Annotated in this window: 28 protein-coding genes and 1 other RNA gene; 24 read left to right on the forward strand and 5 right to left on the reverse strand. The window is 33.8% G+C overall.

What is annotated here, in order from left to right:
• Window positions 1-132: 132 nt before the first annotated feature.
• The 6 genes from BN1242_RS13260 (at window position 133) to BN1242_RS12280 (ending at window position 4,549) form a co-directional block, all read left to right on the forward strand.
• A complete protein-coding gene (locus BN1242_RS13260) occupies window positions 133-363 on the forward strand; it encodes a CotD family spore coat protein (RefSeq protein ID WP_072136196.1) in 231 nt (76 codons plus the stop codon).
• 182 nt (window positions 364-545) lie between these two features.
• A complete protein-coding gene (gene gpsB / locus BN1242_RS12260; RefSeq protein ID WP_238985139.1) occupies window positions 546-845 on the forward strand; it encodes a cell division regulator GpsB in 300 nt (99 codons plus the stop codon).
• 75 nt (window positions 846-920) lie between these two features.
• An RNA gene (gene rnpB / locus BN1242_RS12265) (RNase P RNA component class B) lies at window positions 921-1,310 on the forward strand.
• A 118-nt stretch (window positions 1,311-1,428) separates the two neighbouring features.
• The gene (locus BN1242_RS12270; protein WP_062356513.1) at window positions 1,429-2,550 is read left to right on the forward strand and encodes a THUMP domain-containing class I SAM-dependent RNA methyltransferase; all 1,122 of its coding nucleotides are present in this window, start codon (window positions 1,429-1,431) and stop codon (window positions 2,548-2,550) included.
• A 137-nt stretch (window positions 2,551-2,687) separates the two neighbouring features.
• Window positions 2,688-2,903 carry a hypothetical protein gene (locus BN1242_RS12275; protein WP_062356517.1) on the forward strand — a complete coding sequence of 72 codons (216 nt, stop codon included), beginning with the start codon at window positions 2,688-2,690 and terminating at the stop codon, window positions 2,901-2,903.
• A gap of 128 nt (window positions 2,904-3,031) precedes the next feature.
• Window positions 3,032-4,549, forward strand: coding sequence for a carboxypeptidase M32 (locus BN1242_RS12280; protein WP_062356522.1), 1,518 nt, complete (start codon window positions 3,032-3,034; stop codon window positions 4,547-4,549).
• Between the two features lie 40 nt (window positions 4,550-4,589).
• Here the strand turns inward: BN1242_RS12280 and BN1242_RS12285 are convergent, their stop codons facing one another.
• Window positions 4,590-5,813: an EAL and HDOD domain-containing protein gene (locus BN1242_RS12285; protein WP_062356525.1), complete on the reverse strand. Its 1,224-nt coding sequence runs from the start codon at window positions 5,811-5,813 to the stop codon at window positions 4,590-4,592.
• 434 nt (window positions 5,814-6,247) lie between these two features.
• Window positions 6,248-6,703, reverse strand: a complete 456-nt coding sequence (locus BN1242_RS12290) for a chemotaxis protein CheX (protein ID WP_062356529.1) — start codon at window positions 6,701-6,703, stop codon at window positions 6,248-6,250.
• 496 nt (window positions 6,704-7,199) lie between these two features.
• Here BN1242_RS12290 and BN1242_RS12295 point away from each other — a divergent pair, with 496 nt between their 5' ends.
• Genes BN1242_RS12295 through BN1242_RS12305 form a run of 3 tightly spaced genes read left to right on the forward strand, consistent with a single transcriptional unit; the run spans window position 7,200 to window position 12,639 of the window.
• On the forward strand, window positions 7,200-10,850 hold the full coding sequence (locus BN1242_RS12295; RefSeq protein WP_062356534.1) for a dynamin family protein: 3,651 nt from the start codon (window positions 7,200-7,202) through the stop codon (window positions 10,848-10,850).
• 26 nt (window positions 10,851-10,876) lie between these two features.
• On the forward strand, window positions 10,877-11,731 hold the full coding sequence (locus BN1242_RS12300) for a sulfurtransferase (RefSeq protein ID WP_062356537.1): 855 nt from the start codon (window positions 10,877-10,879) through the stop codon (window positions 11,729-11,731).
• Window positions 11,732-11,736: 5 nt separating this feature from the next.
• The gene (locus tag BN1242_RS12305; RefSeq protein WP_072136197.1) at window positions 11,737-12,639 is read left to right on the forward strand and encodes a 5'-3' exonuclease; all 903 of its coding nucleotides are present in this window, start codon (window positions 11,737-11,739) and stop codon (window positions 12,637-12,639) included.
• Window positions 12,640-12,733: 94 nt separating this feature from the next.
• On the opposite strand, the gene sspL is transcribed toward BN1242_RS12305, so the two are convergent.
• Window positions 12,734-12,865 carry a small, acid-soluble spore protein L gene (gene sspL, locus BN1242_RS12310; RefSeq protein WP_062356542.1) on the reverse strand — a complete coding sequence of 44 codons (132 nt, stop codon included), beginning with the start codon at window positions 12,863-12,865 and terminating at the stop codon, window positions 12,734-12,736.
• A 141-nt stretch (window positions 12,866-13,006) separates the two neighbouring features.
• Between sspL and BN1242_RS12315 the strand changes: the two genes are divergently transcribed.
• The 3 genes from BN1242_RS12315 (at window position 13,007) to BN1242_RS13265 (ending at window position 14,260) form a co-directional block, all read left to right on the forward strand.
• On the forward strand, window positions 13,007-13,282 hold the full coding sequence (locus BN1242_RS12315) for a DUF6123 family protein (RefSeq protein ID WP_062356547.1): 276 nt from the start codon (window positions 13,007-13,009) through the stop codon (window positions 13,280-13,282).
• A 123-nt stretch (window positions 13,283-13,405) separates the two neighbouring features.
• Window positions 13,406-14,065, forward strand: a complete 660-nt coding sequence (locus BN1242_RS12320; RefSeq protein WP_062356550.1) for a reverse transcriptase-like protein — start codon at window positions 13,406-13,408, stop codon at window positions 14,063-14,065.
• An 18-nt stretch (window positions 14,066-14,083) separates the two neighbouring features.
• Window positions 14,084-14,260 carry a zinc-finger domain-containing protein gene (locus BN1242_RS13265; RefSeq protein WP_072136198.1) on the forward strand — a complete coding sequence of 59 codons (177 nt, stop codon included), beginning with the start codon at window positions 14,084-14,086 and terminating at the stop codon, window positions 14,258-14,260.
• Between the two features lie 64 nt (window positions 14,261-14,324).
• On the opposite strand, the gene cspD is transcribed toward BN1242_RS13265, so the two are convergent.
• Complete coding sequence (cspD, locus tag BN1242_RS12325; RefSeq protein ID WP_062356553.1) at window positions 14,325-14,525, reverse strand: cold-shock protein CspD; 201 nt, start codon at window positions 14,523-14,525, stop codon at window positions 14,325-14,327.
• 501 nt (window positions 14,526-15,026) lie between these two features.
• Between cspD and mntR the strand changes: the two genes are divergently transcribed.
• A complete protein-coding gene (gene mntR, locus BN1242_RS12330) occupies window positions 15,027-15,455 on the forward strand; it encodes a transcriptional regulator MntR (RefSeq protein WP_062356556.1) in 429 nt (142 codons plus the stop codon).
• Between the two features lie 117 nt (window positions 15,456-15,572).
• Here the strand turns inward: mntR and BN1242_RS12335 are convergent, their stop codons facing one another.
• Window positions 15,573-15,791: a DUF3892 domain-containing protein gene (locus BN1242_RS12335; protein WP_062356560.1), complete on the reverse strand. Its 219-nt coding sequence runs from the start codon at window positions 15,789-15,791 to the stop codon at window positions 15,573-15,575.
• A gap of 236 nt (window positions 15,792-16,027) precedes the next feature.
• Between BN1242_RS12335 and BN1242_RS12340 the strand changes: the two genes are divergently transcribed.
• The 11 genes from BN1242_RS12340 (at window position 16,028) to BN1242_RS12390 (ending at window position 26,888) form a co-directional block, all read left to right on the forward strand.
• A complete protein-coding gene (locus BN1242_RS12340) occupies window positions 16,028-16,717 on the forward strand; it encodes an AIM24 family protein (protein ID WP_062356564.1) in 690 nt (229 codons plus the stop codon).
• Window positions 16,718-16,924: 207 nt separating this feature from the next.
• Window positions 16,925-18,628: a formate--tetrahydrofolate ligase gene (locus BN1242_RS12345; RefSeq protein WP_062356567.1), complete on the forward strand. Its 1,704-nt coding sequence runs from the start codon at window positions 16,925-16,927 to the stop codon at window positions 18,626-18,628.
• Window positions 18,629-18,805: 177 nt separating this feature from the next.
• A complete protein-coding gene (locus tag BN1242_RS12350) occupies window positions 18,806-19,324 on the forward strand; it encodes a hypothetical protein (RefSeq protein ID WP_062356571.1) in 519 nt (172 codons plus the stop codon).
• Between the two features lie 199 nt (window positions 19,325-19,523).
• Window positions 19,524-20,165, forward strand: a complete 642-nt coding sequence (locus BN1242_RS12355; protein WP_062356575.1) for an HD domain-containing protein — start codon at window positions 19,524-19,526, stop codon at window positions 20,163-20,165.
• Window positions 20,162-22,048 (forward strand): ABC-F family ATP-binding cassette domain-containing protein, encoded by a 1,887-nt coding sequence (locus BN1242_RS12360; RefSeq protein ID WP_062356578.1) that lies wholly within the window; start codon window positions 20,162-20,164, stop codon window positions 22,046-22,048. The genes BN1242_RS12355 and BN1242_RS12360 overlap by 4 nt, the downstream gene beginning before the upstream one ends.
• Before the next feature lie 24 nt (window positions 22,049-22,072).
• Window positions 22,073-23,197, forward strand: coding sequence for a conserved virulence factor C family protein (locus tag BN1242_RS12365; RefSeq protein ID WP_062356581.1), 1,125 nt, complete (start codon window positions 22,073-22,075; stop codon window positions 23,195-23,197).
• Window positions 23,198-23,269: 72 nt separating this feature from the next.
• The gene (locus BN1242_RS12370) at window positions 23,270-23,704 is read left to right on the forward strand and encodes a BrxA/BrxB family bacilliredoxin (protein WP_062356584.1); all 435 of its coding nucleotides are present in this window, start codon (window positions 23,270-23,272) and stop codon (window positions 23,702-23,704) included.
• 278 nt (window positions 23,705-23,982) lie between these two features.
• On the forward strand, window positions 23,983-24,594 hold the full coding sequence (locus BN1242_RS12375; RefSeq protein WP_071435528.1) for a YpjP family protein: 612 nt from the start codon (window positions 23,983-23,985) through the stop codon (window positions 24,592-24,594).
• 302 nt (window positions 24,595-24,896) lie between these two features.
• Complete coding sequence (locus tag BN1242_RS12380) at window positions 24,897-25,607, forward strand: anthrax toxin lethal factor-related metalloendopeptidase (protein WP_062356588.1); 711 nt, start codon at window positions 24,897-24,899, stop codon at window positions 25,605-25,607.
• A gap of 4 nt (window positions 25,608-25,611) precedes the next feature.
• Entirely contained in the window at window positions 25,612-26,406 is a 795-nt protein-coding gene (locus BN1242_RS12385; protein ID WP_062356591.1) for a thymidylate synthase, read from the forward strand.
• Complete coding sequence (locus BN1242_RS12390; RefSeq protein WP_062356595.1) at window positions 26,403-26,888, forward strand: dihydrofolate reductase; 486 nt, start codon at window positions 26,403-26,405, stop codon at window positions 26,886-26,888. Before BN1242_RS12385 ends, BN1242_RS12390 begins: the two co-directional genes overlap by 4 nt.
• Window position 26,889 lies beyond the last annotated feature (1 nt).

Consider the following 26,889-nt stretch of genomic DNA (forward strand, 5'->3'; position numbering starts at 1 on the left):
AAATTGGGCTTTGATACGCAAATGGCCGTATAGAAAATGGGTACAAAATAGGTATTTTCATTAGTACATGTTCTCCGCTTTCTTCATAGGTTAATAGTGTAAATGAAAACTAATGAAGAAAGGGGATTATATATGCCTGTTTTTCCTCCAAATGTATTGCCGCCGGTAGTATATCCGACACAACAACAAGTAAATACAAATCAATTTACACACATCGTGCCACATATCCATCCGACCCATACTACGACGGTAAACCAGCATATGTTTAAGCACGAACACTATTGTCCACACACTCATTCTGTCGTTAATGAAGTGTGCCACCAACATTTTAATTGTTGCCCGCGTCCTCGACCGTTTTGCTAATAATTTATGCAATCAAGGGTAGACTTCGTGCTACCCTTGATTTTTTAAAAGATGAAAACATTGCGTATGAAATTTTATTCTTGTACATATGATGATGAAGAATATACAATAATAAATTGACAAAACGAACTGGATTTGAAAAAATATGATTAATGAAGATAGATAATCGGGGTGATTTAGCTTTGCTTACAAATACAAATAAATTAAAATTAACAGCAAAAGATATATTGGAAAAGGAATTTAAATCTAGTATGAGAGGATATAAACAAGAGGAGGTAGATCAATTTTTAGACACGATAATAAAAGATTATGAAACTTTTGCAAAAGTAATAGAAGAATTACAGACTGAAAATTTACGGTTAAAAAAGCAACTCGATGAAGTGCGGACACGACCTGCACAACCAACAGCAACGAACTTTGATATACTAAAACGGCTAAGTAATTTAGAGAAACATGTTTTTGGAAATAAATTATATGATTGAGAGTAATTTCAAAAAATGTTATAAAATTAAAGTTGCTATTTACAATAATATTAGCTATACTATTATTTGTGATTAACGTTCGGGTAATCGCTGCAGCTTAATAAAAAGCTGTAGAGGAAAGTCCATGCTCGCACGGTGCTGAGATGCCCGTAGTGTTCGTGCCTAGCGAAACAATAAGCTAGGGCAACTAATTTGTTGACGGCTGGGAACAAGCCTAAGTCCGTAAAGGATATGGCTTAACTACCTATAAAAGTGCCACAGTGACGAAGCCTTACGAGAAATTGTAAGGGTGGAACGAGGTAAACCCCACGAGTGAGAAACCCAAATTTTGGTAGGGGCACTTTCTCTAAGGAAATGAACTTAAGAGAAAGGCAAAGCTGAGTCTTTGCAGACAGATGATTACCACCGGAGTACGAGACGAGTTCGTCGCTTGCAGTACAATGGTACAGAACATGGCTTACAGAACGTTAATGCTAAATTCATATGGTTATTGAAATCTCTTCTTTACAAAGAAGAGATTTTTTATTACTTGGTTCTAAATTACATAAGAGAAGTGAGCTATGAAAGAAAGTAAGGTGGGAAAATGAGAGAACATACGTTATTAGCAACCGCACCTATGGGCATTGAAGCGGTTGTAGCAAAAGAAGTACGTAATCTTGGCTATGAATGTCAAGTAGAAAATGGAAAGATTATTTATAAAGGTGACTCTTTGGCAATTGCTAGAAGTAATCTTTGGTTAAGGACAGCAGATAGAGTAAAAATTATAGTTGGACAATTCAAGGCAACAACGTTTGAACAACTTTTTGAACAAACGAAAGCATTACCATGGGAACGATATATCAATCAAGACAATGAATTTCCTGTATCTGGGAAATCACATAAATCAACATTACATAGTATATCTGATAGTCAAGCAATAGTAAAAAAAGCAATTGTCGAAAGATTAAAGACAAAATACCGAAATACTATTTGGTTTGAAGAAAAAGGACCTAAAGTTCCGATAGAAGTGGCAATTTTGAAAGATGTCGTCACAATCACTATTGATACGAGCGGTCCTGGATTACATAAAAGAGGCTATCGCGTCGGTCAAGGTGATGCACCATTGAAAGAAACATTGGCGGCGGCATTAATCTTGCTAACGAATTGGAAAAAAGATATGCCCTTTGTCGATTTATTTTGTGGCTCTGGTACTATCCCGATAGAAGCAGCATTAATTGGCCAAAATATTGCCCCTGGTTTTAATCGGGATTTTATTAGTGAAGATTGGTTTTGGTTAGATAAAAAGATTTGGGATGAGGCTAGAATGGAAGTGGAGGATTTAGCAAATTACGATGAGCCACTAGATATTCTCGGCACAGATATTGATGGGAAGATGATTGAAATAGCTAAAGCTAATGCTCTAGAGGCAGGTCTTGCTGATGTGGTTCATTTTAAGCAAATGAGGGCAACAGATTTCACAACGAATAAACAAAATGGAGTCATCGTTTCCAATCCTCCATACGGTGAACGATTAGGTGAAAAGGCAGTCGTAGAAGAACTATATAGAGGGTTAGGAAACACATTAGCAGATCTTTCCACGTGGTCGATATATATGATTACATCTAATGAAAAATTTGAAGAATATTTCGGAAAAACCGCTACAAAAAAGCGGAAGTTGTTTAACGGCTTTATTAAAACTGATTATTACCAATATTGGGCAAAATAGTCGAAATATATTTACTATAAGCTGATGATAATTTTTCAACAAAAAATGATACTATTCCTCTTTTTTCTTTATGAATATTCTTTGAAAAACCCGTTTATAATATAATAAACGACAATTTAGAAAAAAGGGGATTGGTCATGTATAGAGAAACATGTGATTTTGAAAAAATTTCACGGGCAATTGAAAACACACTTAATCAATTAAAAAATGAAACGGTAGAAGAAATTCCAGCCTACTCGCTGTTAAAAGAGGCAGAAATGAATTTACAACAAGCTATTAATTTTTCCCTTTCCTCTCCAGTAACAAGGAGAACAATCATAAATAACATTCCAATGGAAGATACTCAAATATAACAACCAATCACGGTTGTTTTTTTTTACATAATGGACAGAGAACATTTACCTCAAGGGGAGGTAAATGTGAAAAAATACCTCCTTATGGTAAAATAGTGAAGATAAATATTAAAGGAGGGTTCATCCCATTGAATAATAATATTAAACAAATAGAAAATAACTTTCTTAGTTTCGTAAAAAAGATTATTGCCTATAATGAAGCTGTCGCAATTATGTATTGGGATTTACGTACAGGGGCACCAAAAAAGGGTGTTGAACAAAGATCAGAAGTAATCGGTATTTTATCATCTGAAATTTTTCAAATGCAAACCTCAGAAGAAATGAAAACTTATTTAACCGCCTTACTTAAAGAGGAAGTTAAAACAAATTTGTCAGAAGTAACGTGGAAAACGGCTTTGGAATGTCAAGAAACTTATGATCGTATGAAAAAAATACCTTTAGCAGAATATCAAGAATTTGTCACATTGCAAACGAAAGCAGAGACTATTTGGGAAGAAGCGAAAGAAAAAGCAAATTTCGCTATGTTTCAACCATATTTAGAACAACTAGTATCCATGACAAAGAAATTTATTGACTATTGGGGATATAAAGATAATAAATACGATACATTATTACATATGTATGAACCAGGACTGACAGTGGAAACGTTAGATCGTGTTTTTTTAGACGTACGCACTAAACTAGTACCTCTATTACAAAAAATTCAAGAATCACCTAACAAGCCAAATACAGATTTTCTTTATACAAATTTTCCAAAGGAACAGCAAAAATTTTTTAGTATGGAAATTTTAAAACAAATGGGATATGACTTTGCAGCTGGTCGCCTTGATGAAACGGTCCATCCTTTTGCAATTGGTATTAATCCAGGTGATGTCCGTGTCACTACAAAATACGATGAAAATGATTTTCGAGTAGCAATATTTGGCACTATTCACGAGGGGGGACACGCATTATACGAACAAAATATTTCTAAAGAGTTAGTTGGTACTCCATTGGCTAGTGGAGCTTCCATGGGGATTCATGAATCACAGTCTTTGTTTAACGAAATTTTTGTTGGACGTAGCCGGGCATTTTGGGAATATAATTACGAGTTGTTCAAAAAATATGCAGGTGCCCAGTTTGATTCTGTTCCAGTAGAAGAATTTTACCGTGCAATTAATGAAGTGAAGCGTTCGCTTATTCGAATAGAGGCAGATGAATTAACTTATCCACTTCATATTATGATTCGTTACGAAATCGAAAAAGCACTCTTCAATGACGAAATAGAAGTAAAGGATTTACCAGAGATTTGGAATAAAAAATATGAGGAGTATTTAGGAATTACACCAGATAACGATGGAGTAGGGGTTTTACAAGATGTCCATTGGGCTGGTGGGAGCTTCGGCTATTTCCCATCGTATGCATTAGGATACATGTATGCAGCCCAATTTAAAAATGCACTATTAAAGGATATACCGAATTTTACCGAATTACTGAAAACGGGAGAGTTGTTAGAAGTAAAAAATTGGTTTACAGAAAAAGTTCACCAGTTTGGAAAATTGAAAAAACCATTGGAAATATTGCGAGACGCGACAGGGGAAAGTTTAAATGCGAATTACTTAATTAATTATTTAACAGAAAAATATACGGAAATTTATAACTTATAAGCTAGTCAAAAAAATGGGGTGGTCGGTATTACCACCCCATTTAATTATTTAATTGATTTGCCCATTTTACTGCATTCATATAAATATCTGTTAATTGTTCTTCTTTTAGCTTATAATCTCGGATGTACCTTGTTACTTCAGTCCATTGTGCTTTTTCGATGAATAATATTAAATCTAATACTTCCTTATAATCATTATGTTTCCCTAATAAGGCGAGTTTGATTTCTTTTTCTAATGGTAAATTTTGCAAAATATTCGTCATTGACATATGTAAAACTGTATCGATTAAAGAGAACATCCCGGTAAGGAAATAAGCAGATGGATCGTTTACGCGTAAAACCGTTTTAGCAAAAAACTCACAAAATTTTCCTCTTATAATACTAGTCGTTAATACTTCGTTTCGTTGATCATTACGTTCTTTACTCGATTCCCGAATGGAAATGATATAGATCCAATTTTTTATTTCTTTTAATCCAAGTAAAACAATTGCTTGCTTGACAGATTTTATTTCATTCCACTTATAAAAGTTTTTATTAATTGCTTTTAATAATTTATATGATAAAGATAAGTCATTTTCGATAATTTTTGTTAACACTTCAATATTGGGCTCAGGATTTTCCAGTTCTTGCATCAATCCAATATAGGAATGAAAAAGAATCGGAATTTCATTTTTTGTAAGGATGATAGGTTTTGTAAAAAAGTACCCTTGAAATAAGTCAAAATTACTTTGGTATGCCTCATTAAATTCTTCCACAGTTTCCACTTTTTCCGCTAACAATTGCACTGGAAAAAATTTCTTTAACTGAGCAATTTTTTTTCTTGTTTGCCGTGTAGTAGAACGAAAATCTACTTTAATAAAATTTGCAAAAGGTAACAGTTTTAAACAATCAGGATTTCTTTCATCAAATATAAAATCGTCGAGAGCAATTTGATATCCTAATTCTTTATAATAACTGCAAGCTTCCATTATTTGTTCCGTTGGTTTTACTGTCTCCAGTATTTCTATAACTAAATCTTTCGGCGGAAAGTTTTCAGGTACATGATCCAATAATAGTCTTTCTGTAAAATTGACAAACGCTAATTTGTTATTCGTTAGTTCTTCAATGCCAAAATTAAGAAAAGAATTTACTAAAACATCCGCTGTTGCCAATTCATTGTTAATTATCGCTGAGTTATTCATCTGATTATTCCGATATAACAATTCATAACCAAAAACATTGCGATTGCGATCATAAATCGGTTGTCTGGCAATAAATACTTTCACGACTACACCAAACTTTCAATAAAAGAATAATGAATCAATAAAATTTCCAGCTAATTGTATCGTAATACAAAGTTAATACTTGTTCAAGATATCTGACAAAGAAAACGTTATCTTGGTAAAATTTCTCTCGTTTTTCTTTTGATTGAACGGGTATGAAAAGAATAGGAAAATAAGAGCCTCACGCTTCATGGAAACATGTCATAAAATAAATATAAATGTGTAAAGGTGTGGTGACAGATGAAATATTACTGTGAACATTGTTGTAACATTTATTTACAACAAGATATATGTCCTTGTTGTGGTGACAAACAAACAAAACCAATTATCATTGATGTCCAATACCAGTCTAATAACGATTATGTAGTCAGTTCTTAATAAATTTGTTTAGTGACCGGGAATGGAGAATCCCCGGTTCCATTTTTCCAAGCTTTTACTTACGTTTCTTCCAACATTAAAACAACCTCTAGTTGTCCAATTTGATCACATTTAATCGGTAGGTGAAACGCTTTTTTGAAGCCGTAAATCGAAGTCTCACCAACAAAGACAGTTGGGGGAGTAATGTCCATCGTCAAGCCTTGTTGAGAAATAATAGTGCTTAAATTCCCTACGACCATATTTCCAAGTTCTCCTGCAAATGATTCCAGCATTTCTCCTGTTACAGGCATTCCAAACATACTTTCACCAACTTTACTAAATAGCTCATTATTGCCAGTAAGGAGTATTCTTCCTAATATATCACCAGTGATACCGATTAAAACGCCTGTTGTTCTTTGTTTAAAAGGTTCAGCAAGTAAAGCTGGTCGTGCAATTTCCAAATCCATAGGAACAATAGATTGAACCGATTGAATCGTACCGTTTAATATTTTGGTAATTTTTTCGCTTAAACTCATATAAAATCCTCCAAAAGTATAAATACAATCTATAATAAAAAGATAAACACTTTTATTATCGTAAATACGTTTCTATTGCTAAATAGTCTGAAAAGTTTCTAATTTTGTCATTGAATAGGAAGCTAAACCATGATAAAATATAATTATTGAAAATGATTATCATTTAGCAGTAGGCGGTGTCATCATGGTTTGGTTGTTTGTTTTTTTATCTATTTGCACTTATAGTATTTTGCTTAAATACATATTAAATCATACTTTAAAACCAAAAAAATAATAGAAACGGTAAAAAATGATGGTTTTATATAACTTGTACTGAAAGCAGGCAGTTGGAAATTGTTTCCGATTGCTTTTTTGTTGTTGTTTAGAAATATCTTTATATTTGGCATAATTTTTTTAAACGTTTACAATAAAGTTATAGTTTATAAGATAAAAGCGTTGTTAAAGTTGTCACAAATATAATGTGATTGAATTAAGCAAAACAAAGGGGTAATCTTACATGAGTGCAACTGCAGAACAATTACAAAACCAAGATATTCTTATTCTATCAAAACTTTCCCATTTGCAGGAAGTATTTTTGAAAAATAATGATGAAGTACGTTGTAAAAAGGTCATTGAGCTGGCAAGCAAAATTATCCATCATGAAAAAACGATTGCTTTTTGCGGACATTTCTCAGCTGGAAAATCAAGCATGATCAACTATTTATTTCGAACGAATATATTGCCTTCCAGCCCTATTCCTACAAGTGCGAACTTAGTGAAGGTGAAGTCAGGCAGCAATAATAATATAAAAGTTTATTTTCATAATGGCATCATTAACTATTATAGCGATACGACTAATGTCGAAAATATTAAAAAATATTTTAAAGATGGTCAATACATTAATAAAATTGAGGTTGAACTAAACTCTAATCAATTTCCTTTTGGTTCAGTCATTATGGATACACCTGGAATTGATTCGACCGATGATGCCCATCGGTTAGCTACAGAATCCGCGTTACACTTAGCAGATGTTTGTTTTTATGTAATGGATTATAACCATGTATTAGCAGAGCATAATTTTTTCTATACACGCGAGATGGCGAAATTCGGAAGGCCCTTATATTTAATTATTAATATGATCGATAAGCATCGTGAAGAGGAAATTACCTTTAATAACTATCAACAAACTGTTACTGATGCTTTTCATCGGTGGGGAATATATCCTGAAAAAGTATTCTTTACAAGCCTAAAAAATCTTAACCACCCGTTAAACCAAATAGAACAATTAAAAACGGGAATATATAATCTATTTTCAGTTACGGAAACAAGTCACTACGATGCACTATTACAACTATTAATAGAAGAGCATTTGCAATTTTTAGAAGAGGAAAATTCTGACTTACTAGAAAATGCAAAGAGTAAAATATTCCATTTGTCGGAACAAGAGAAAAGCCAGCTTGCCACCCGTCATCACACATTACAAAATAAGAAAAATGAATTGACGAGTAAACATCTTATGTTGAAAAGACGGTACGAAGTAGAATTACAACAAATTTTTAAAAATGCTTATTTAATGCCAGCAGAAACACGTGAGTTAGCAAAAGAATTTTTACTAACTAGACAAAAAGATTTTAAAGTGGGGGTTTTTTTCAGCAGCAAAAAGACTGAAGCTGTAAAGCAGGAACGGTTGCAATTGTTTGTAGAAAAACTACAACTTTCAGTAAATGCAGAGTTGTTATGGCATGTAAAACAATTATTGCTAAATTTACTAAAAGACTTCCATATTCAAAGTACAAAGTTAGAAAAGGAAATTCAACAACTTAATTACCCACTATCAAATACTATTATTTTGCAAACAGTTAAAGCGGGAGCACTTGTTACTGGAGAGGCAGTATTAAACTACACGAATGATTTAAGTGAAAATATTAAACGAGAATTCGGGAAGCTTGTAAATAGTATAATCGAAGAAATGATTCATAACGTGCAAGAGAATACAACTACCGAAGTATCTGAGATAGATTCGCAAATAGCGACAATTAGTGAATATTTGGAAGCGATAACTACAATCGAAAAGGCAACGGATGAAATGCGGGAAAATGAAGAAAATTTACTGACGATTATTAATAAGTCAACGATGGACGATGTTAGCCCATTAATTAAAAAGATCCGATCGATTATCGACGATCAAAATGAAAAAATGGTCTATACAAATGAGAAAGCAGAGATGATGAACAATGCCGATACCGACCGGAGACCTTTTATCGTTGAGGAGACTAATAATATTCAATTAGTAACAAAAAATTATCATCATTTAATGACGAAACTAGAAAAAGCAGCGGAAGTTATAAAGGATATTCCCAGCTTTAATCATATGGCAGACCTTTTACAAAAAAGAAGAGAAAGGTTAAAAAATGAACAATATACCGTTGCACTGTTCGGTGCGTTTAGTGCAGGGAAATCAACGTTTGTTAACGCTCTAATCGGAGAGAAGCTATTACCCACCTCTCCAAACCCTACGACGGCTAGTATTACGAAAATGATGCCAAGTGACAATAATCATGAACATTATTCTGGATTAATCAAATTTAAAACGGAACAGGAAATTTTACAAGACGTTAATGAAGTGTTGGAATTATTTCAATTACAAAGTGATAATTTTGAATCCTTACTCGTCGCCGTAGAAAAATTGTTAGGAAATGAACAGTTGCTAGAAAAAATGCAAATACATCGCTCCTTTTTACAAGCATTTTCTGATGGCTATCATCAAGTAAAACAATATTTAGGGAAGGAAATCCTTGTTTCACTAGAAGACTTTCAACGATATGTGTCTCTAGAGAGCCTCTCTTGTTTTGTTGAAAGAACGAATCTTTATGTCGATAACGATGTTACCGAGAAAAAAATAACGATCGTTGATACACCAGGGGCCGACTCTATTAATGCGAGGCATACGGATGTAGCTTTTGAGTACATCAAAAATGCAGATGCGATAATTTTCGTCACATATTATAACCACGCATTTTCAAAAGCAGATAGAGATTTTTTAATGCAACTAGGTCGTGTAAAAGATGAATTTGCCTTAGACAAAATGTTTTTTATCGTCAATGCATCTGATTTAGCCCATAACGAAGATGATTTGGATCATGTGTTAACATACGTAGAGCAACAGTTATTGGAGTATGGTATTCGTAATCCAAAACTATTTCCTTTGTCTGCACTTTCAACGTTGAACAAGAAAATTGCGGGAGAGATAGTTGATCAAGATTGGATTCGTTTTGAAGAAGCTTTTTATCAATTTATAACAGGTGATTTACGCTTAACTGCAATGGCATCTGCCGAACAGGAGCTCCTTATTGCGAAAGAAAGACTAGCTCAGTTAGTAAAAACAGTCAACGAAGATAGTGCCGAAAAAGAACGATTACAACAACAATATACGAATGAAAAAGCGAAGTTAGTGGAGATTTTAAATGGAATCGATGGAAATTTAGTGGAAGGGAAACTAAAACAAGAACTAGAAGAGTTATTATATCATCTAAATAAGCGAATACTTCTTCGCTTTTCAGACTTTTTTAAAGAGGCGATAAATCCCACAACCATTACTGGTAATGGAAGTGAATTGAAAAGGAATTTAAAAAACAGCAGCAAACAATTACTAGTAACAATCGGTTTTGAACTTACCCAAGAATTACGTGCTACAACTTTTCGTTTAGAAAAATTTTTAGAAAAAAGTATTCTAGACTATCAACTATCCATTATGAAAGAAATGAGAAAAGTTAATCGGGATGTGAACTTTCCTATATTTGAAATGGAAGAGATTTCGCCTTTGCATTTTGATAACAAACTAAAAAACCTTTCTTTAGAACTTTTTAAGGAAGCACTACAAATGTTTACAAATAAAAAGAACTTTTTTGAGAAAGATGGCCGCTCCAAAATGGCGGAGAAATTTCAACAAGCATTAATCTCTCCTGTTGATCGATATTTACAGGAAGAAGGAAATAAAATTATTAACCATTATGTAAATGAGGTTCATAAGCAATTGAGAATTATGGCTGATTTCCTTATGGAAGAAGTGCAAGAACAATATCACGGGTTCGAATCGGTATTATCAAATGCTATCAATCTTGAAATGTTAATGGAACAATGGAAGGAATTTCAAACGTTAGTTGAATAAAATTATCATGTAGGGAGAGAGATTCCATGTATATAATAGAGCCAGAGGGAATAAACGATTTGTTGATAAGAAAAAATCGATATCGTTTCGTTGATTGCCGATTTTCCTTAACAGACGAAAATTGGGGTGAAATAGAGTATCAGAAAAAGCATATTGCTGGAGCAGTGTATTTTCACTTGGAAAAAGACTTATCTGGTCCAGTCCAAGTTCATGGTGGAAGACATCCTTTGCCTAATTTAAGTAAATTCAAATTACGTCTGGAGGAAAGTGGAATTGATAATGATACAGTTGTATTTGCCTATGATCAAGGAGGAGCACCATTCGCAGCCCGTTTTTGGTGGCTGATGAAATATGTCGGACATAAAAATGTTTATGTAGTGAACGGTGGATATCCGCGATTAGTAGAAGTAGGATTTCAGACGGAAGAGCAAATTCCTCGTTATCAAAAATGCACTTATGAAATACAGCTTCAACCACAACTTTTTGCAGATGTGACAGAAGTTAAGGAAGTAGTGGCAGGAAAGAAAGACGCGATATTAATCGACTCACGCGAATATAAACGTTATATTGGCGAAATCGAACCAATTGATAAGAAAGCGGGACATATTCCGGGAGCGATTCATAAGGACTGGCAATCAGGTATTGCTAGTGGAAGATTTAAGGATAAACGAAGTCAAAAGGATCGTTTTCATGATTTACCATTAGAGAAGGAAATAATTGTATATTGCGGATCAGGTGTTACTGCTGCTCCAAATATGTTATTATTGAAAGATATTGGGTTTCCTAACGTAAAATTATATATTGGCAGTTTCAGTGATTGGATTAGTTATCCTGAAAATAATGTAGCGACGAAAGACTCGCTAAATGATAATTTGAGGTGAATTTATTGGCAGATAAACGTAATTTACTTTTAATAGATGGCATGGCATTACTGTTTCGTGCTTTTTATGCTACAGCAGCGACAGGTCAATTTATGTATAATGATGCAGGGACACCGACAAATGCAGTTAACGGATTTTTAAAACATTTATTTTTAGCTGTCAATCATTTTCGACCGACCCATATAGCTGTTTGTTGGGATATGGGCAGTAAAACATTTCGCAATGATTTATATCCTGATTATAAAGGGAATCGGGGCGCACCACCGGAAGAGATGATTCCTCAATTTGATCTTGCAAAAGATACGGTTGCGGCATTCGGGATTACAAATGTTGGGGTTGTCGGGTTTGAAGCTGACGACGTGTTAGGTACCATTGCAAATTTATCTCGTGAAGAAGCAGATGTAGTAATATTGACAGGGGACCAAGATATTTTACAAGTTTTAGATGATGGAATTGATGTTGCTTTATTAAAAAAAGGATTCGGAAATTATGAATTAGTTACGAAAGAAATGTTTATCGCTGAGAGAGGTTATGAACCGAAACAATTTATTGATGTGAAAGGGTTAACTGGTGATACAAGTGATAATTATCCTGGTGTCAAAGGGATTGGTCCCAAAACAGCAGAGAAATTAATTCGTGAATTTTCTAGTATAGATAAATTATTGCAGTCACTCCATTTACTAACAGCAACTCAACGGAAAAAAATTGAAGCAGATAAAGATTTGCTCGTATTATCGAAAACTTTAGCAGAAATAAAGCTCGATGTACCGCTATCCTTTTCTTTACAAGATGCAAAAATTAACTTTTCTGACACGGTAAATGTTCCATTACTTAAAAAGTTAGATATTAAAGGAATGTCACGAATTTTGCCGATGATCGAGGACTGGACCAACAGTAAAATTAGTTAAAAACAGAAATAATAAAGTAGCGACAACTAAGTCTGTTTTCGCTACTTTATTCCAACAATAGCAGTTGCGACTATTTTGACATTTCTTTACATTGCTATTTTGTGTTTTTCTTTTTAGCGGCATTTTCTAGTTTAGTTTTCGGGTCTTCTGTCATCGTCCCGTCTTGACCAAAACCTTGAGGATTTACACCTGGTGCTTTAGTGCCTCGATTTTTCACTTTACCCACCTAACCACCTCCAATAAAAAGCTTTCCACAATAATATAGTTTTTATGTTTATGTCCGTTTGTCGAAATTTGAAAAAATGATGGAATTTTATCGGTTGATAATGGTATGATTAAAGTGATTTTGAAAAGAGGATGGAGTAAAATGAGTCATTATCACCATTCTGTTGGCGAGTATATACAGTTTTTGCAAAGTAAAGGCTTTCCTTTAAAAGAAGATGCTATCGGATTTATATATTTTGGTATGCAATTAACAGAGGCGTCGGAACTATTAGTAATTACTGCAATTGAGATCACATTAAAAGCACAAAAACGATTCGACGGGAGCTTTTACTTAAGTCTATTAGAAAATATGAAGGCGGCTAATATTACTAATAAAAATGAAGCATATCAATTTGCCAAAGAGAAAAATATTTTGTAACAATGTACTAAAATTGGGTTTTTAATCCCAATTTTTTTATTTTTACCAAATATTTATATAAATAAACGAAGCAACGGCTATAATAATAAATAGGAAATAAGACATTAGAAATGGGGTTATCTAATGCAATTTAAAATCACTTGGAATTATATACATAAACGTTTAACAACAAGTTTTCTGTCTGACTGGATTCCTGATCAAGACATCTTACCTATTATTGAAGATATAGAGAATACGGGTCGAGTGAAGGAAATGATAATTGAAGACGAAACAGGGGTAAAATGGACGAAGAAAGATTTGAAAAAATTGTTAGTACAATTAAAAGGGGAACCTGACAATATAATTATTTATTTTGATGGTAATTATGAAAAACATACAGCAATTGCTGGGATAGGTGTTGTTATATACTATAAACTTGGAAATGAATATTACAGAAAGCGGATAAATGCTCGTCTAGAACAACTCAATTCAAATAATGAAGCAGAATATGCTGCATTGTATTTTGCATTGGAACAGCTAGAAATGGAAAAAATAAAAGGGAAAAAGGTGAAAATTAACGGGGATAGTCAAGGCTTGTTAAAGCAGTTAATGGATGAATGGCCTTGCTATGAGGAGAATCTTAATCGTTGGCTAGATCGAATAGAAGACAAAATAAAGTGGTTAAACTTATACCCAACATTTGAAATCATTGGCCGGAATAATAATAAAGAGGCACATAAATTAGCGAGTCAAGCTATTGAAAATATTATAATTGAAAGTACTCAGGAGATTAACGGTTATTAAAAGAGAGGGTTAGGAATAATGGGTAGGAATAATCAATTACTAACCGAGGTAAATAAATTGTTATCGACTTACTGTGACGGTTGTTTCGTACACAGGCAACTGAGAAAGGAATATGGTCGGAGAAGTGCACATCATTTTTGTATTAATAAATGTACAGTCGGGAATCATTTGCGAAAGCTTGGGAACCAATTATAAAGGCTGGTATCATTAAATACCAGCCTCATTAATTTTTTATCATATTCATATAATTATATGCAAATTATAATTTGACAACGTTTGCAGCTTGAGGTCCACGATTTCCTTCAACGACTTCGAAAGATACTTCTTGACCTTCTTCTAATGATTTGTATCCATCACCTTGAATAGCAGTGTAATGTACAAATACATCATCGCCACCTTCTACTTCAATAAATCCATAACCTTTTTCATTGTTAAACCATTTTACTTTACCGTTTTGCATGTTTTTTCCTCCTAAACTTCTCTGACACACTGTGTCTATAAAAATTTTCAAATCAGAAAACTAGTCTCTTAAAAAGCAAAATTTACCGTTTTTCTGATTTACTTAAATATACAATAACGGAAATTGGTAGTCAAGATAATTATCGAGTGTTCAAAAAAATTTACAATTAAAGTAATTGTTCATTAATTTCTTTATTCAACAAGAATAGCTGTCGCTTATCTTGTCTGTAGTATATAACTATAGTACAATTGTAAATACTACAGTTCATTTACCCGCACTAACAGGCAGTAGCCTCCCGCTTTATTTTAAAGATGAATGAGTAAGTTGCCGATATTGTAGCTCGATACTTAATTAGTATCACTACATTTAAGCGGGAAAGGAGTATATTAATAAAACGTTTGTCTTTTTAGCCTACACAAATATGGTGGAATTTCGTTCACTGATGAAAATTCGTTTTATATCATGTTTAGTGATTGTTATTATTTTTTTGGAGGAGAAAAAATGCCAACACCTACACCAAGTATGGAAGATTATATTGAACAAATTTACATATTAATTGAGAATAAAGGATATGCACGGGTTTCTGATATTGCAGAATTACTATCTGTCCATCCATCATCGGTTACAAAAATGGTACAAAAGCTTGATAAGAGTGAATATTTGATTTATGAAAAATATCGTGGGCTAGTTTTAACACCTAAAGGGAAAAAGATCGGTAAACGGTTAGTATATCGTCATGATTTATTAGAAGAGTTTTTAAAGCTGATTGGTGTAAAGGAAGAAAATATATACAAGGACGTAGAAGGGATTGAGCATCACTTAAGCTGGAATGCAATAGATCGAATCGGTGATGTTGTTCAATATTTCACTGATCAACCAGAGCGTTTAAAAGAGTTACATAGCTATCAAACGAAAGAAGAAGAAGAGTAGCAACTGTACTCTTCTTTTAATTGTGTTTGTTTTCTTTTCATGTCTAATTAAACATCGCATGTTTGAAATGAATGAACGGTTTGTTGTGCCTACTCGAAAGATCTGATCAGGAAAAGCTTAATGGATAGTCGGTAAATCTGCTAAAGAATATTCGTCATTCATTTGTGTGATTTTAGGAAGTTCTGTATCGTTTTCTTCAATTACTTGCACACCTTGAATTAACCCTGCTTGAATATCATGTAAAGCTTTTCTATAGGATATTACTCTCCCAGACGATGTTTGAAAACTAATAATCTCACCTTTGTAATTGCGATCTGCGGCAACTATTTCTTCCATTTTCTTCCCTCCTTACTACTATTCTCCCCGATAGGTAACTTTTTACCCGTAATAATTGCATCCATTTCAACAAATTGTTTAATAGGAATAACAAAATTTAAAAGGAATGTAAATGGTCGATGAAGAATAAGGATATACAAGCATAGAAATGATCGCAATTTAACTATTAAGATGGCGATTAAATTATAGTGTAGGGATTGAAAATACTGAAAATTTTAATATAAAGGCGGGGTAAAATGGAGAAATTTTCTATTGAACAATTTGTTAATCAAACGCAACAATCAGAGAAAGGTCAAGGTCTATTTGAGTTAGAAACAGAGAGGGTACTGGAAATTAATTTAACTGGTGAAGTTTGGGCGAAAATGGGGACCATGATATCTTATCGTGGTGAAATGAAATTTGAGCGCGAAGGAATATTAGAACACGGTATTGGAAAATTATTTAAAAAGGCGTTCACTGGTGAAGGTACATCATTAATGAAAGCAAGGGGCAACGGAAAACTATATTTAGCTGATCAAGGGAAAAAAATTTCAGTTCTCCATCTGAATAACCAATCGATATATGTAAATGGAAATGATCTTTTAGCATTTGAAAAACAATTGGACTGGGATATTAAATTGATGCGCCGTGTTGCTGGGATGTTAGCCGGGGGTATATTTAATGTAAAAGTAGAAGGTACTGGACTCGTCGCAATTACCTCGCATTATGAGCCACTAACATTAGTAGTATCAAGGAATTCACCAGTTTATACTGATCCAAATGCAACGGTTGCTTGGTCTGGAAATTTACAGCCGGAATTTGTTACAGACATATCATTCAAAACATTTATTGGTAGAGGCAGTGGTGAATCGGTACAAATGAAATTTTCTGGAGAAGGTTTTGTCGTTGTGCAACCTTTTGAGGAAATATATCGTGTTGATGAATAATGAACGAATAATCTAGGTCAGCCACGGGTTGGCCATTTCTTTTTTTAAGTATCATTAAATAATGAAAGAACAAGTTTAATCACTCTGCAAACTAACGAACTATTGATAGATTGCACAATATAAATTTTGTTTGATAAAAAACCAGATTTTTCTCACTAAAAAATGGTAAAATAGAGAAGAAAGCTTATAGAGAAATGAGGGACTCCATTGACTGTAAAAAAAAGCGGAAAAATATTATCAGATATTGAGATAGCACAACAAGCTAAGTTACAACCTATCGGTGAGATTGCAGCTAGCTTAAATATAAAGGAAGATGATTTGGAAACTTACGGAAAATATAAAGCTAAATTACCCCTCTCCATAGCTTCCGAGCAAAAGCACAAACAAGATGGCAATTTAATTTTAGTAACATCCATCAATCCTACAACTGCTGGTGAAGGAAAATCGACAGTAACAGTAGGATTAGGGGACGCTTTAAATGCTTTAGGTAAAAAAACAGTATTAGCTTTACGTGAACCATCTCTTGGACCAACTATGGGTATAAAAGGCGGTGCTTGTGGTGGAGGCTATGCACAAGTTGTACCAATGGAAGATATTAACCTTCATTTCACAGGTGATTTGCATGCAATTACAGCTGCCAATAATGCTTTAAGCGCTTTTATAGATAATCATATTTATCACGGCAACGAATTAAATATTAACCCGAAAAAGATACTGTGGAAGCGTGCATTAGATATTAATGATCGTTCGCTACGCAATTCAGTTATTGGACTTGGCGGGGTTAATGACGGAATTCCGCGTGAAGAACATTTTGATATTACCGCCGCATCAGAAATGATGGCATTATTTTGTTTAGCAGAAAATTTACATGATTTAAAGGAAAAAATTAGTAAAATTGTTGTTGCATACAATATACATAATGAACCTGTCACAGTAAGTGATTTACAAGTAGCTGGAGCTCTTACCTTATTATTGAAAGATGCCATTAAACCAAATCTCGTTCAGACGTTAGAACATACGCCAGCAATTATTTCTGGTGGTCCATTTGCTAACATTGCTCATGGATGTAATAGTTTAATTGCTACGAAAACTGCTTTAAAATTAGCAGATTATGTTGTAACGGAAGCAGGCTTTGGAGCAGATTTAGGTGCAGAGAAATTTTTCGATATTAAATGTCAAATAGGTAATTTAAAACCAGCTGCCACAGTAATTGTTGCCACTATTCGTGCCCTCAAATTACATGGTGGAGTAACAAAAGATATGCTCCATAATAAAAATATTGATGCTCTAAAAACTGGTTTTGCCAATTTGCAAAGACATATTGAAACAATTAAACAATTTGGCGTGCCATTTATTGTCGCTTTAAATAAGTTTATCACTGATACGGAAGAAGAAATAATCGCCTTTCAAACTATATGTGAAGAAAATGGAATTCCGTGGGCGTTAACAGAAGTATGGGAAAAAGGAAGTCCAGGTGGCATAGATTTAGCAGAAAATGTAATTAAGATTGTTGAAAATACCGATTACTCCGTTCATTCTTTTAAACCTGTATATTCATTTTCTGATTCTATCGAGGATAAATTATTGAAGGTTGTTCAAAAGGTCTATGGTGGAAAAGGAATAGAGCTCACTTCAAAAGCAAAAAAACAACTAAAGGTAATAGAAGAAAATGGTTGGGGAAATTTGCCTATTTGTATTGCTAAAACGCAGTACTCTTTATCGGACCAACCTCAGCTATTAGGAAGACCGGAAAACTTTACTATTACTATTCGCGAGTTTAAGCCACAACTTGGTGCAGGTTTTATCGTCGCATTGACAGGTGATATGATGACAATGCCAGGATTGCCAAAGAAACCCGCTGCTTTGCAAATGGATATGGATGACAATGGACAAGTAACAGGGCTTTTTTAATAATAATTCGGATATTCAATATTTATAATTTCTAAGTGGCAATTACAAAATAGTTTGTAAATAGTTTCTTATACAAAATAATATGTTTCGCTTTCCTTGCCACTATCGGTGAAATGCGGGAATCACTCCGATATTCAATGAACAAAAATAACTCAGCCGAATAAAGAGGTAGATGAAATGTTTGATCCAACCGCATATGAAAATTTAAAAGTCGTTTTAGAGGGAAATGTATATGATTTCGATTTAGAAGGAAAAATTGTTGTAATAGAGCGAAACGACATTGTTAATTTAGCAGATTTATCCCGCTCTTTTACGATAACTTATCGGATTAATAATGAGTTTAGGACATATACGGAAACAAAAATTGAACTTTTTTCATCCTTTAAACAACAAGCTTCTGAGTGGTATTCCTTAAAAGAAGAAGCGGGTGCAAATTTAAAGCTTTATTATTATATTCATCACCCGTTAAACGAGATATTAGAGAAACGAGTATTGAAATTTATTAAGCAAAAATATATGAGAGATTTTACAATGGAGTCATGTAAATTAATTTATTCGGATCAGACAATAAATTATCGTTACGTATTAGAAAAAAACTACTTATTGACAGAAGATAAAATTGATGAAATCACCAATTTTGTTGTTGACACGACAACATTCAGTACGGAACTAGAAGAAATGATATTAAAAAAATAAAGTTATAAATGATAAAAACTTGCATTTTTTAAATGTTTCTGGGACTGTTCCTTACAGTTCCTTTTTTATTGAAAAGTGTGAGAACTTACCTACATCCAAAATTATTTATTTTAAATATGTCATAAACATATTGGCTCAAACATAGAAGATAACCTTTATTACTTTTTATGTTAAAATTAAGTTTCAAGGGGTGATCTGGATGAACAAGATTATTCAGCAGACGAAGGAATTTGTTAAAATAGAGTTTGCTACGGACTCCACTGGCCATGATTGGCATCATATGGAACGTGTTTGGAAAAATGCAAAGCAGCTAGCGAAATTGGAAAACGTAGGCGACCCCTTTATTATTGAAATGGGTGCCTTGTTGCATGATATATTAGATGTAAAACGTAGTAACGCTGAAAATAATAAAACACGTTTCAACAAATTTTTAACTAATTTGCCAATATCGAATGATAAAAAAAAGAAAATCATCGATATAATTCAATCGATTTCTTATAACGGTGGTCATGAAAAAAACATCGAACTGATGGAAGCGAAAATTGTCCGGGATGCCGACCGCCTTGATGCGCTTGGAGCGATTGGAATTGCTCGCACCTTCGCTTATGGAGGGGCAAAAGGACAATTAATCTATGATCCGACAATACTACGAAGAACGGAAATTTCTGAGTTAGATTACCGGAACGGAGTAACAACATCAATTAATCATTTTTATGAAAAATTGTTAAAGTTAAAGGATTTAATGCTTACAGAAAGTGGTAAAAAATTGGCGGCCGAGCGACATAAATTTTTAGTATTATACTTAGAGCAATTTTATAAAGAGTGGAATGGTGAAGGATGAAAATTTTATCTGTTAATGAATTGAAAAAGACTGTTGGAGAAAAGACTTTATTTCAACAATTAACTTTTTCAATTGCAGAGAAAGAACGAATAGGGCTAATAGGTATTAATGGTACAGGAAAATCAACATTAATAAGGATTTTGGCAGAGAAAGATGACTACGATGAAGGTTCTATAGTGAAGCCTAATGATTATACGATTGGCATACTAGAACAACATCCGCAATTAAATAATGAGTTAACTGTATTAGAACAACTTTTAACAGCAGATACGGAAATAAATCGTGTCATTAAGAGATATGAAAAATCACTAGTAGAACTTAATCAGGATCCTAATAATGATGCAATTCAACAACGGTATTTTAACTATCAGAAACAGATGGATGAATTAGCAGCATGGGATATTATTTCAAAGGCGAAAATGATTTTATCAAAGTTAGGAATCAACAATTTTCATGAAAAAATCGCCCATCTTTCTGGTGGCCAAAAAAAGCGGGTTGCCCTAGCAGAAACGTTAATGACAGAAGTAGACTTACTTTTATTAGATGAACCGACAAACCATCTAGATTATGAAATGATCGAATGGCTGCAAGATGAACTAATGAAATATCCAAAATCGATTTTATTTATTACTCATGATCGCTATTTTTTAGATGCAGTGGCCAATCAAATTTTTGAATTGGCTAACGGTACTATTTATGCTTATAAGGGGAACTATGAAAGCTACTTAGAAGCAAAAGCAAGTCGTGATGAGGAAACGCTCCGCAAAAGAGATAAGCTTGAAAATTTATACCGGAGAGAGCTTGCTTGGATGAAAAGAGGAGCGAAGGCACGGTCTACAAAACAAAAGGCGAGAATTGATCGGTTTGAAATACTGGATGAAGAACTTAGTAATAAAATCCACCGAGAAAAGCTAGACATGGATTTTTCTGGTTCAAGATTAGGGAAAGATGTTTTTGAAATAAAAAACGCCGTTAAGTCCTTCAAAAACAAAAAAATATTAATGAACTTTGATCTATTAATTAAACAAGGGGATCGTATCGGTATAGTCGGACAAAATGGTAGCGGTAAGTCAACATTATTAAATTTATTAGCTGGGAAACTAACATTAGATTCCGGTGAAATAAAAGTGGGGCAAACGGTGAAAATTGCTTATTATACGCAAGAATCTATCGACATGGATTTAAATAAGCGGATGATTGAATACTTAAAAGAAACAAAGGAAATGATTGCAACCTCCTCAGGCCAGTTGATCTCTGCAGCACAAATGTTAGAAAGGTTTTTATTCCCAATGCATACTCACGGAACGCCCATCCGAAAATTATCAGGTGGGGAAAGACGGCGATTGTATTTATTAAAATTATTAATGGAAGAGCCGAATGTTCTTTTGCTGGATGAGCCGACTAATGACTTAGATACGGAAACCTTAACTATTTTAGAGGATTTTATTAGCCAGTTTAGCGGGGTAGTCATTACTGTTTCTCATGATCGCTATTTTTTAGATAAGGTTTGTGAAACATTATTAGTTTTTAAAGGGAATGGTGTAATCGAGAAATATATCGGTTCCTTTTCCGACTATTTACAATCAGCAAAGGATAATCAACAATTTAAAGAGCAAACTCAACGAACAGGTAAAGATCAATTTGTGCAAGAACGAGTTACAAAGAAAAAAATGTCTTATATGGAAAAACGCGAATGGGAAACGATTGATAGTGATATAGCAAAAGTGGAAGAAAAACTAGCTGCTATTCAAGATGAAATGACAAGCACTGGTAGCGATTTTTCTAAACTTCAAAAGTTAATGGAAGAAGAGCAACAATTAAATGAACAATTAGAACAATTAATTGAAAGATGGTCCTATTTATCAGAGCTTGCAGAAAGCTAATTTATATACAAAGGGGAGAGGAAAATGAAAATAAAATCGATAGAACCGACACCAAGTCCAAATACGATGAAAATTATTTTGGATGAAGAATTAAAGAGTGGAGAAAGGAATAATTATAAAAAAGCGGATATAGAAAATGCACCAGAAGAAATTGGGCGGATTTTATCAATTGATGGTGTGAAAGGTGTCTATCATGTTGCAGATTTTTTAGCTGTGGAACGGAATAGTAAATATGATTGGAAAGAAATATTACCGCAAGTTCGAGTAGCCCTTGGAGAAGATACTACTTCAAAGGAACAAAAAGACAATAATATACTCGACCGTTTTGGAGAAATTCAAGTATTTGTTCAATACTTTAAAGGTATTCCTATGCAAGTTAAGTTGACCGATGGTGACGCTGAAAAAAGATACGGACTACCGGAAAAATTTTTGACGGCAATTAATCAAGTTCAATTGCCTGGAGATAATGTCGTCTTTGAGCGGAAATGGGTAGAGCAAGGAGTTCGTTACGGAGACTTTGATGAGATTGGTCAAACAATTGTTGAAGAATTAAATGCAACATTTTCGAATGAACGGTTGCAACATTTAATAGACTATGCACTTTCACCAAACCAACCACCTGTTACCCAAAAATACAGAAAGATTACAATGGAAGATTTAAGTCACGCTGATTGGAAGAAACGTTATGCAGCATTAGAACAAATGGCTGAGCCTACATTAGCGGATTTGCCGATACTAGAAAAGGCTTTATCGGATGACAATGCTTCTATCCGCCGGCTCGCAGTCGTTTATTTTGGGATGATTGAAGATAAAGCAGTGTTACCATATATTTATCAAGGATTGAAAGATAAAAGTGTCACTGTACGACGAACTGCTGGTGATTGTTTAAGTGATTTAGGCTTCAAAGAAGCGCAAGAGGAAATGATTGCTGCATTAAAAGATAAAAATAAATTAGTTCGTTGGCGAGCGGCAATGTTTTTATATGAAGTTGGTGACGAAAAGGCCATACCAGCTCTAAAAGAAGCGGAAAATGATCCTGAATTTGAAGTAGCATTACAAGTGAAAATGGCAATAGAGAGAATTGCGTCAGGTGAACTAGCAAAAGGATCTATTTGGAAGCAAATGCTAGAAGCGAGAAAAAATGAGTAACTAATTGGGGGAAATTTTTATTTCTACCTTGTCTATATTATAATTGCAATGGATACATAAGGAGGGATTAACATGTCAATGGCATATGAAGAGTATATGCGACAAATAGTTACGCCAATGCGTAAAGAATTAACAGATGTTGGCTTCACAGAATTATTAACTGTAGAAGATGTTGAGAACTTCATGAATCAAGTTACAGGAACAACTTTCGTCCTCGTGAATTCTGTTTGTGGCTGTGCAGGAGGATTAGCTCGGCCAGCAGTGATTAAAAGTATTCAAGAAGCGAAGAAAAAACCAGACCATTTCGTTACCGTTTTTGCTGGTCAAGATCGAGAAGCAACAGCAAAAATGCGGGAATATTTTACAAATATTGAGCCATCATCACCATCTATGGCGTTATTGAAGGATGATCAAGTAGTTCACTTTATTCCGAGAGAGGAGATTGAATATCATTCCTTAGAGGAAGTAGCGGACAATATCGTAACAGCTTTTGAAAAATACTGTTAATATTCAATAGGAAGACTACTCCAATTGTTTCCATACTAATCCATTGAATGGAACCTTAACAAAACAAAAGGGGTAGTCTTTTCTTTTTGCTCAATTTACTTGCTTATGGAATTTTTCCTTGTGATTGTAGCAGGAATTATCTCCCTATTTTCACAACGTTTTCAACGCAAATACCCTTCATAGAAAGAAAGAATAAATACTAGTTTTCCACACTGAATTTTGAAAAAACCCTTTTTCAATTTAACTAAATAAAGTATAATAGAATTATATATTAGGAGGTGGTAAAAATTAAACGGTGGCTGAGAAAAACGTTTGTAGCATTAGTTACGATTTTATCATTCGGACTAATTTCACCGTATCACTTCATTGATGCAGCAAACGAACTACCCAATCAGACGAATAAAGATGATGTATTAGAATCTGATACTTCTCAAAAAGATGTATTACAAATTCAACTTGCAGAACGAGAACCTACCATTTCGGAAAAAGAAAGGTTTCTAAAGGAAGCGGTATCACTAGGTCAACAGCAAGCTTGGAAAAAATTCGGTTCTAAAATTGGACCAGTTATTGAAGACGAATTTCTACAAATCATTTTACCTAAAATCGAACAGGCGATTGAAGAGGTGACAAACCTTTTACCGGATGAACATTTAGCATATTTAGCAGTTTCAGAAGCTCCAGGAAAAGGTAAAAGCGAGAAAATCTTTCATATTTATAATGTAATCACGAATGAAGATATCATTCGTTTTCATGTTCGACGCGACTTGAAACCTCAAGAAGGATATTGGTTTAATTTTCATTATCATACGTTTATGGATCAATATCACACACATCATGACTTAGGAAGTATTTATTGGGATAAAAATATGCCCCCACATTGGGTAAATTGAAAAACCTTAATCATTCAAAAGCAAATGATTAAGGTTTTTTTATATTGATTACTAGGAAAGTAGCATTAATTACCTATAAATGGACAACTATGAAGTTATTAATTCATGATATAATTAATATTATTAAAGTCGTATAATGCTTTCCACTCCATTAAGAAAAATGTTCCAAGTTAGGACTAATATGAGGACGTGCCTTGCGGAAAGGTCTGCCTGTTCCTGACGCTAAGATTCGCCACAAATAAATCTGGAACGAAAAAATCGACACTATTCTTTAACATAGTTTATTAGAAAGGGGAAACATCATGAAAAAAAATATTTTTTCCCTAATCGTTTTGCTAAATCTATTACTATGCCAGCAGACTAGTGCCCAATTCCCGTATATTTTTTTAAAAGATATACGTAATTCTTCCAAACTAGCTACTTTAACATTACAGTCTCGCAATTTATTGAATGAAATAATTATATTACCAGATAATCATTTTGATGAAGATGCCGCAGCAGAAATGTTAAAAATAATCGATCAGTTACCGATTCATTTAATACAAAAGATGAAAGCGCATCAAATAACTGTCCAATTTTTTACAGGAAATTTAACGGATATTACCCAATTACAACATTTAAAAGGGGTGACACCGCGAGGCTACCCTGCAAACTCTGTTACTTGGGACCATGTTCCTGGAATTGGCGGCAGCCATACTGTTTTTGTCAAAATAGGTGCTAGTCCATTCGGATCTGGCCATCATTCGGTTAACTTAGAGCTACATGAACTAGCTCACTCCATTGATAAAATTATTTTCAAATATATTTCTAGTAGCGGACATTTTCAACACATTTGGCAAGAGGAAGTTCATAAACTTTTCGGTAATAATCTATACTTTATTCTTTACCCTGAAGAATATTTTGCAGAAACTTTCGCAATGTATTATGCTAATGAAGAAACAAAAAAAAATTTAATAGAGATAGCTCCAAAAACGTATCAATTTATTGAGCAATTAATGGAAGTAAAGGTGTGAAAAAATGAAACAATACTTACAGTTATGTGAACACGTTTTAAAGAATGGGGTAAAAAAGGAAGATCGGACAGGTACTGGAACGATAAGTACTTTTGGCTACCAAATGCGATTTGATTTGAAGGAAGGTTTTCCTCTAGTAACTACGAAAAAACTACATTTAAAATCGATAATTTTTGAATTACTATGGTTTTTGCGCGGCGATACGAATGTGAAATATTTACAAGAAAATGGTGTTAGAATTTGGAATGAATGGGCGGATGAATCAGGTAATTTAGGTCCAGTATATGGTGCCCAGTGGAGAAGTTGGCAGTCCCGTGATGGTAAAACGATTGATCAAATTAGCGATGTGATAGAACAAATAAAAACAAATCCTAATTCTCGAAGATTAATCGTAAGTGCTTGGAATGTCGGTGAAATAGAAAAAATGGCACTTGCACCATGTCATGCGTTATTTCAATTTTACGTAGCGGACGGTAAACTGTCTTGCCAATTATATCAACGTTCTGCAGACGTGTTTTTAGGTGTACCTTTTAATATTGCCTCTTATGCTTTGCTAACGATGATGATTGCCCAAGTATGTGATCTAGAACTAGGAGAATTTGTTCATACTTTTGGTGATGTTCATATTTATTTAAACCATCTTGAACAAGTAAAATTACAATTAACGCGGGAGCCGCGAGAACTACCGAAGTTAAAACTTAATCCGAATGTGAAAAATATATTTGACTTTGAATATAGTGATTTTACGTTAGAAGGTTATGATCCACATCCACATATTAAGGGAGTCGTTAGCGTATGATTTCTTATATTTTCGCGATGGATGAAAACCGTGTTATCGGTCATAACGGTACCCTCCCATGGCGACTTTCGGAAGACTTGCGCTATTTTAAAAAAATAACGATGGGTCATCCTATTGTAATGGGAAGAAAGACTTTCCAATCCATCGGTCGCCCATTACCCGGTAGAGAAAATATTATCCTAACTCGTGATAAACATTTTTTTCACGAAGGGATTACAATTTTTCATTCGGTGGAAGATTTATTTACGTATATTAAAAATATGAACCAAGAAATATTTGTAATAGGTGGGGCAGAGCTTTTTAACCTTTTTATGCCAGAAGTAACGAAACTTTATGTTACACTCATACATCATAGTTTTCCGGGTGACGTCTATTTCCCAGAATTTTCATTATCAGACTGGAGAGAAATAGCGAGACAAAAAGGAAAAAAGGATGACAAAAATCCATTCGATTATGAGTTCATTATTTATGAAAAGATATAGA

The organism is Bacillus kwashiorkori (genome assembly GCF_001375515.1).
Classification (GTDB): domain Bacteria; phylum Bacillota; class Bacilli; order Bacillales; family Caldibacillaceae; genus Bacillus_BK; species Bacillus_BK kwashiorkori.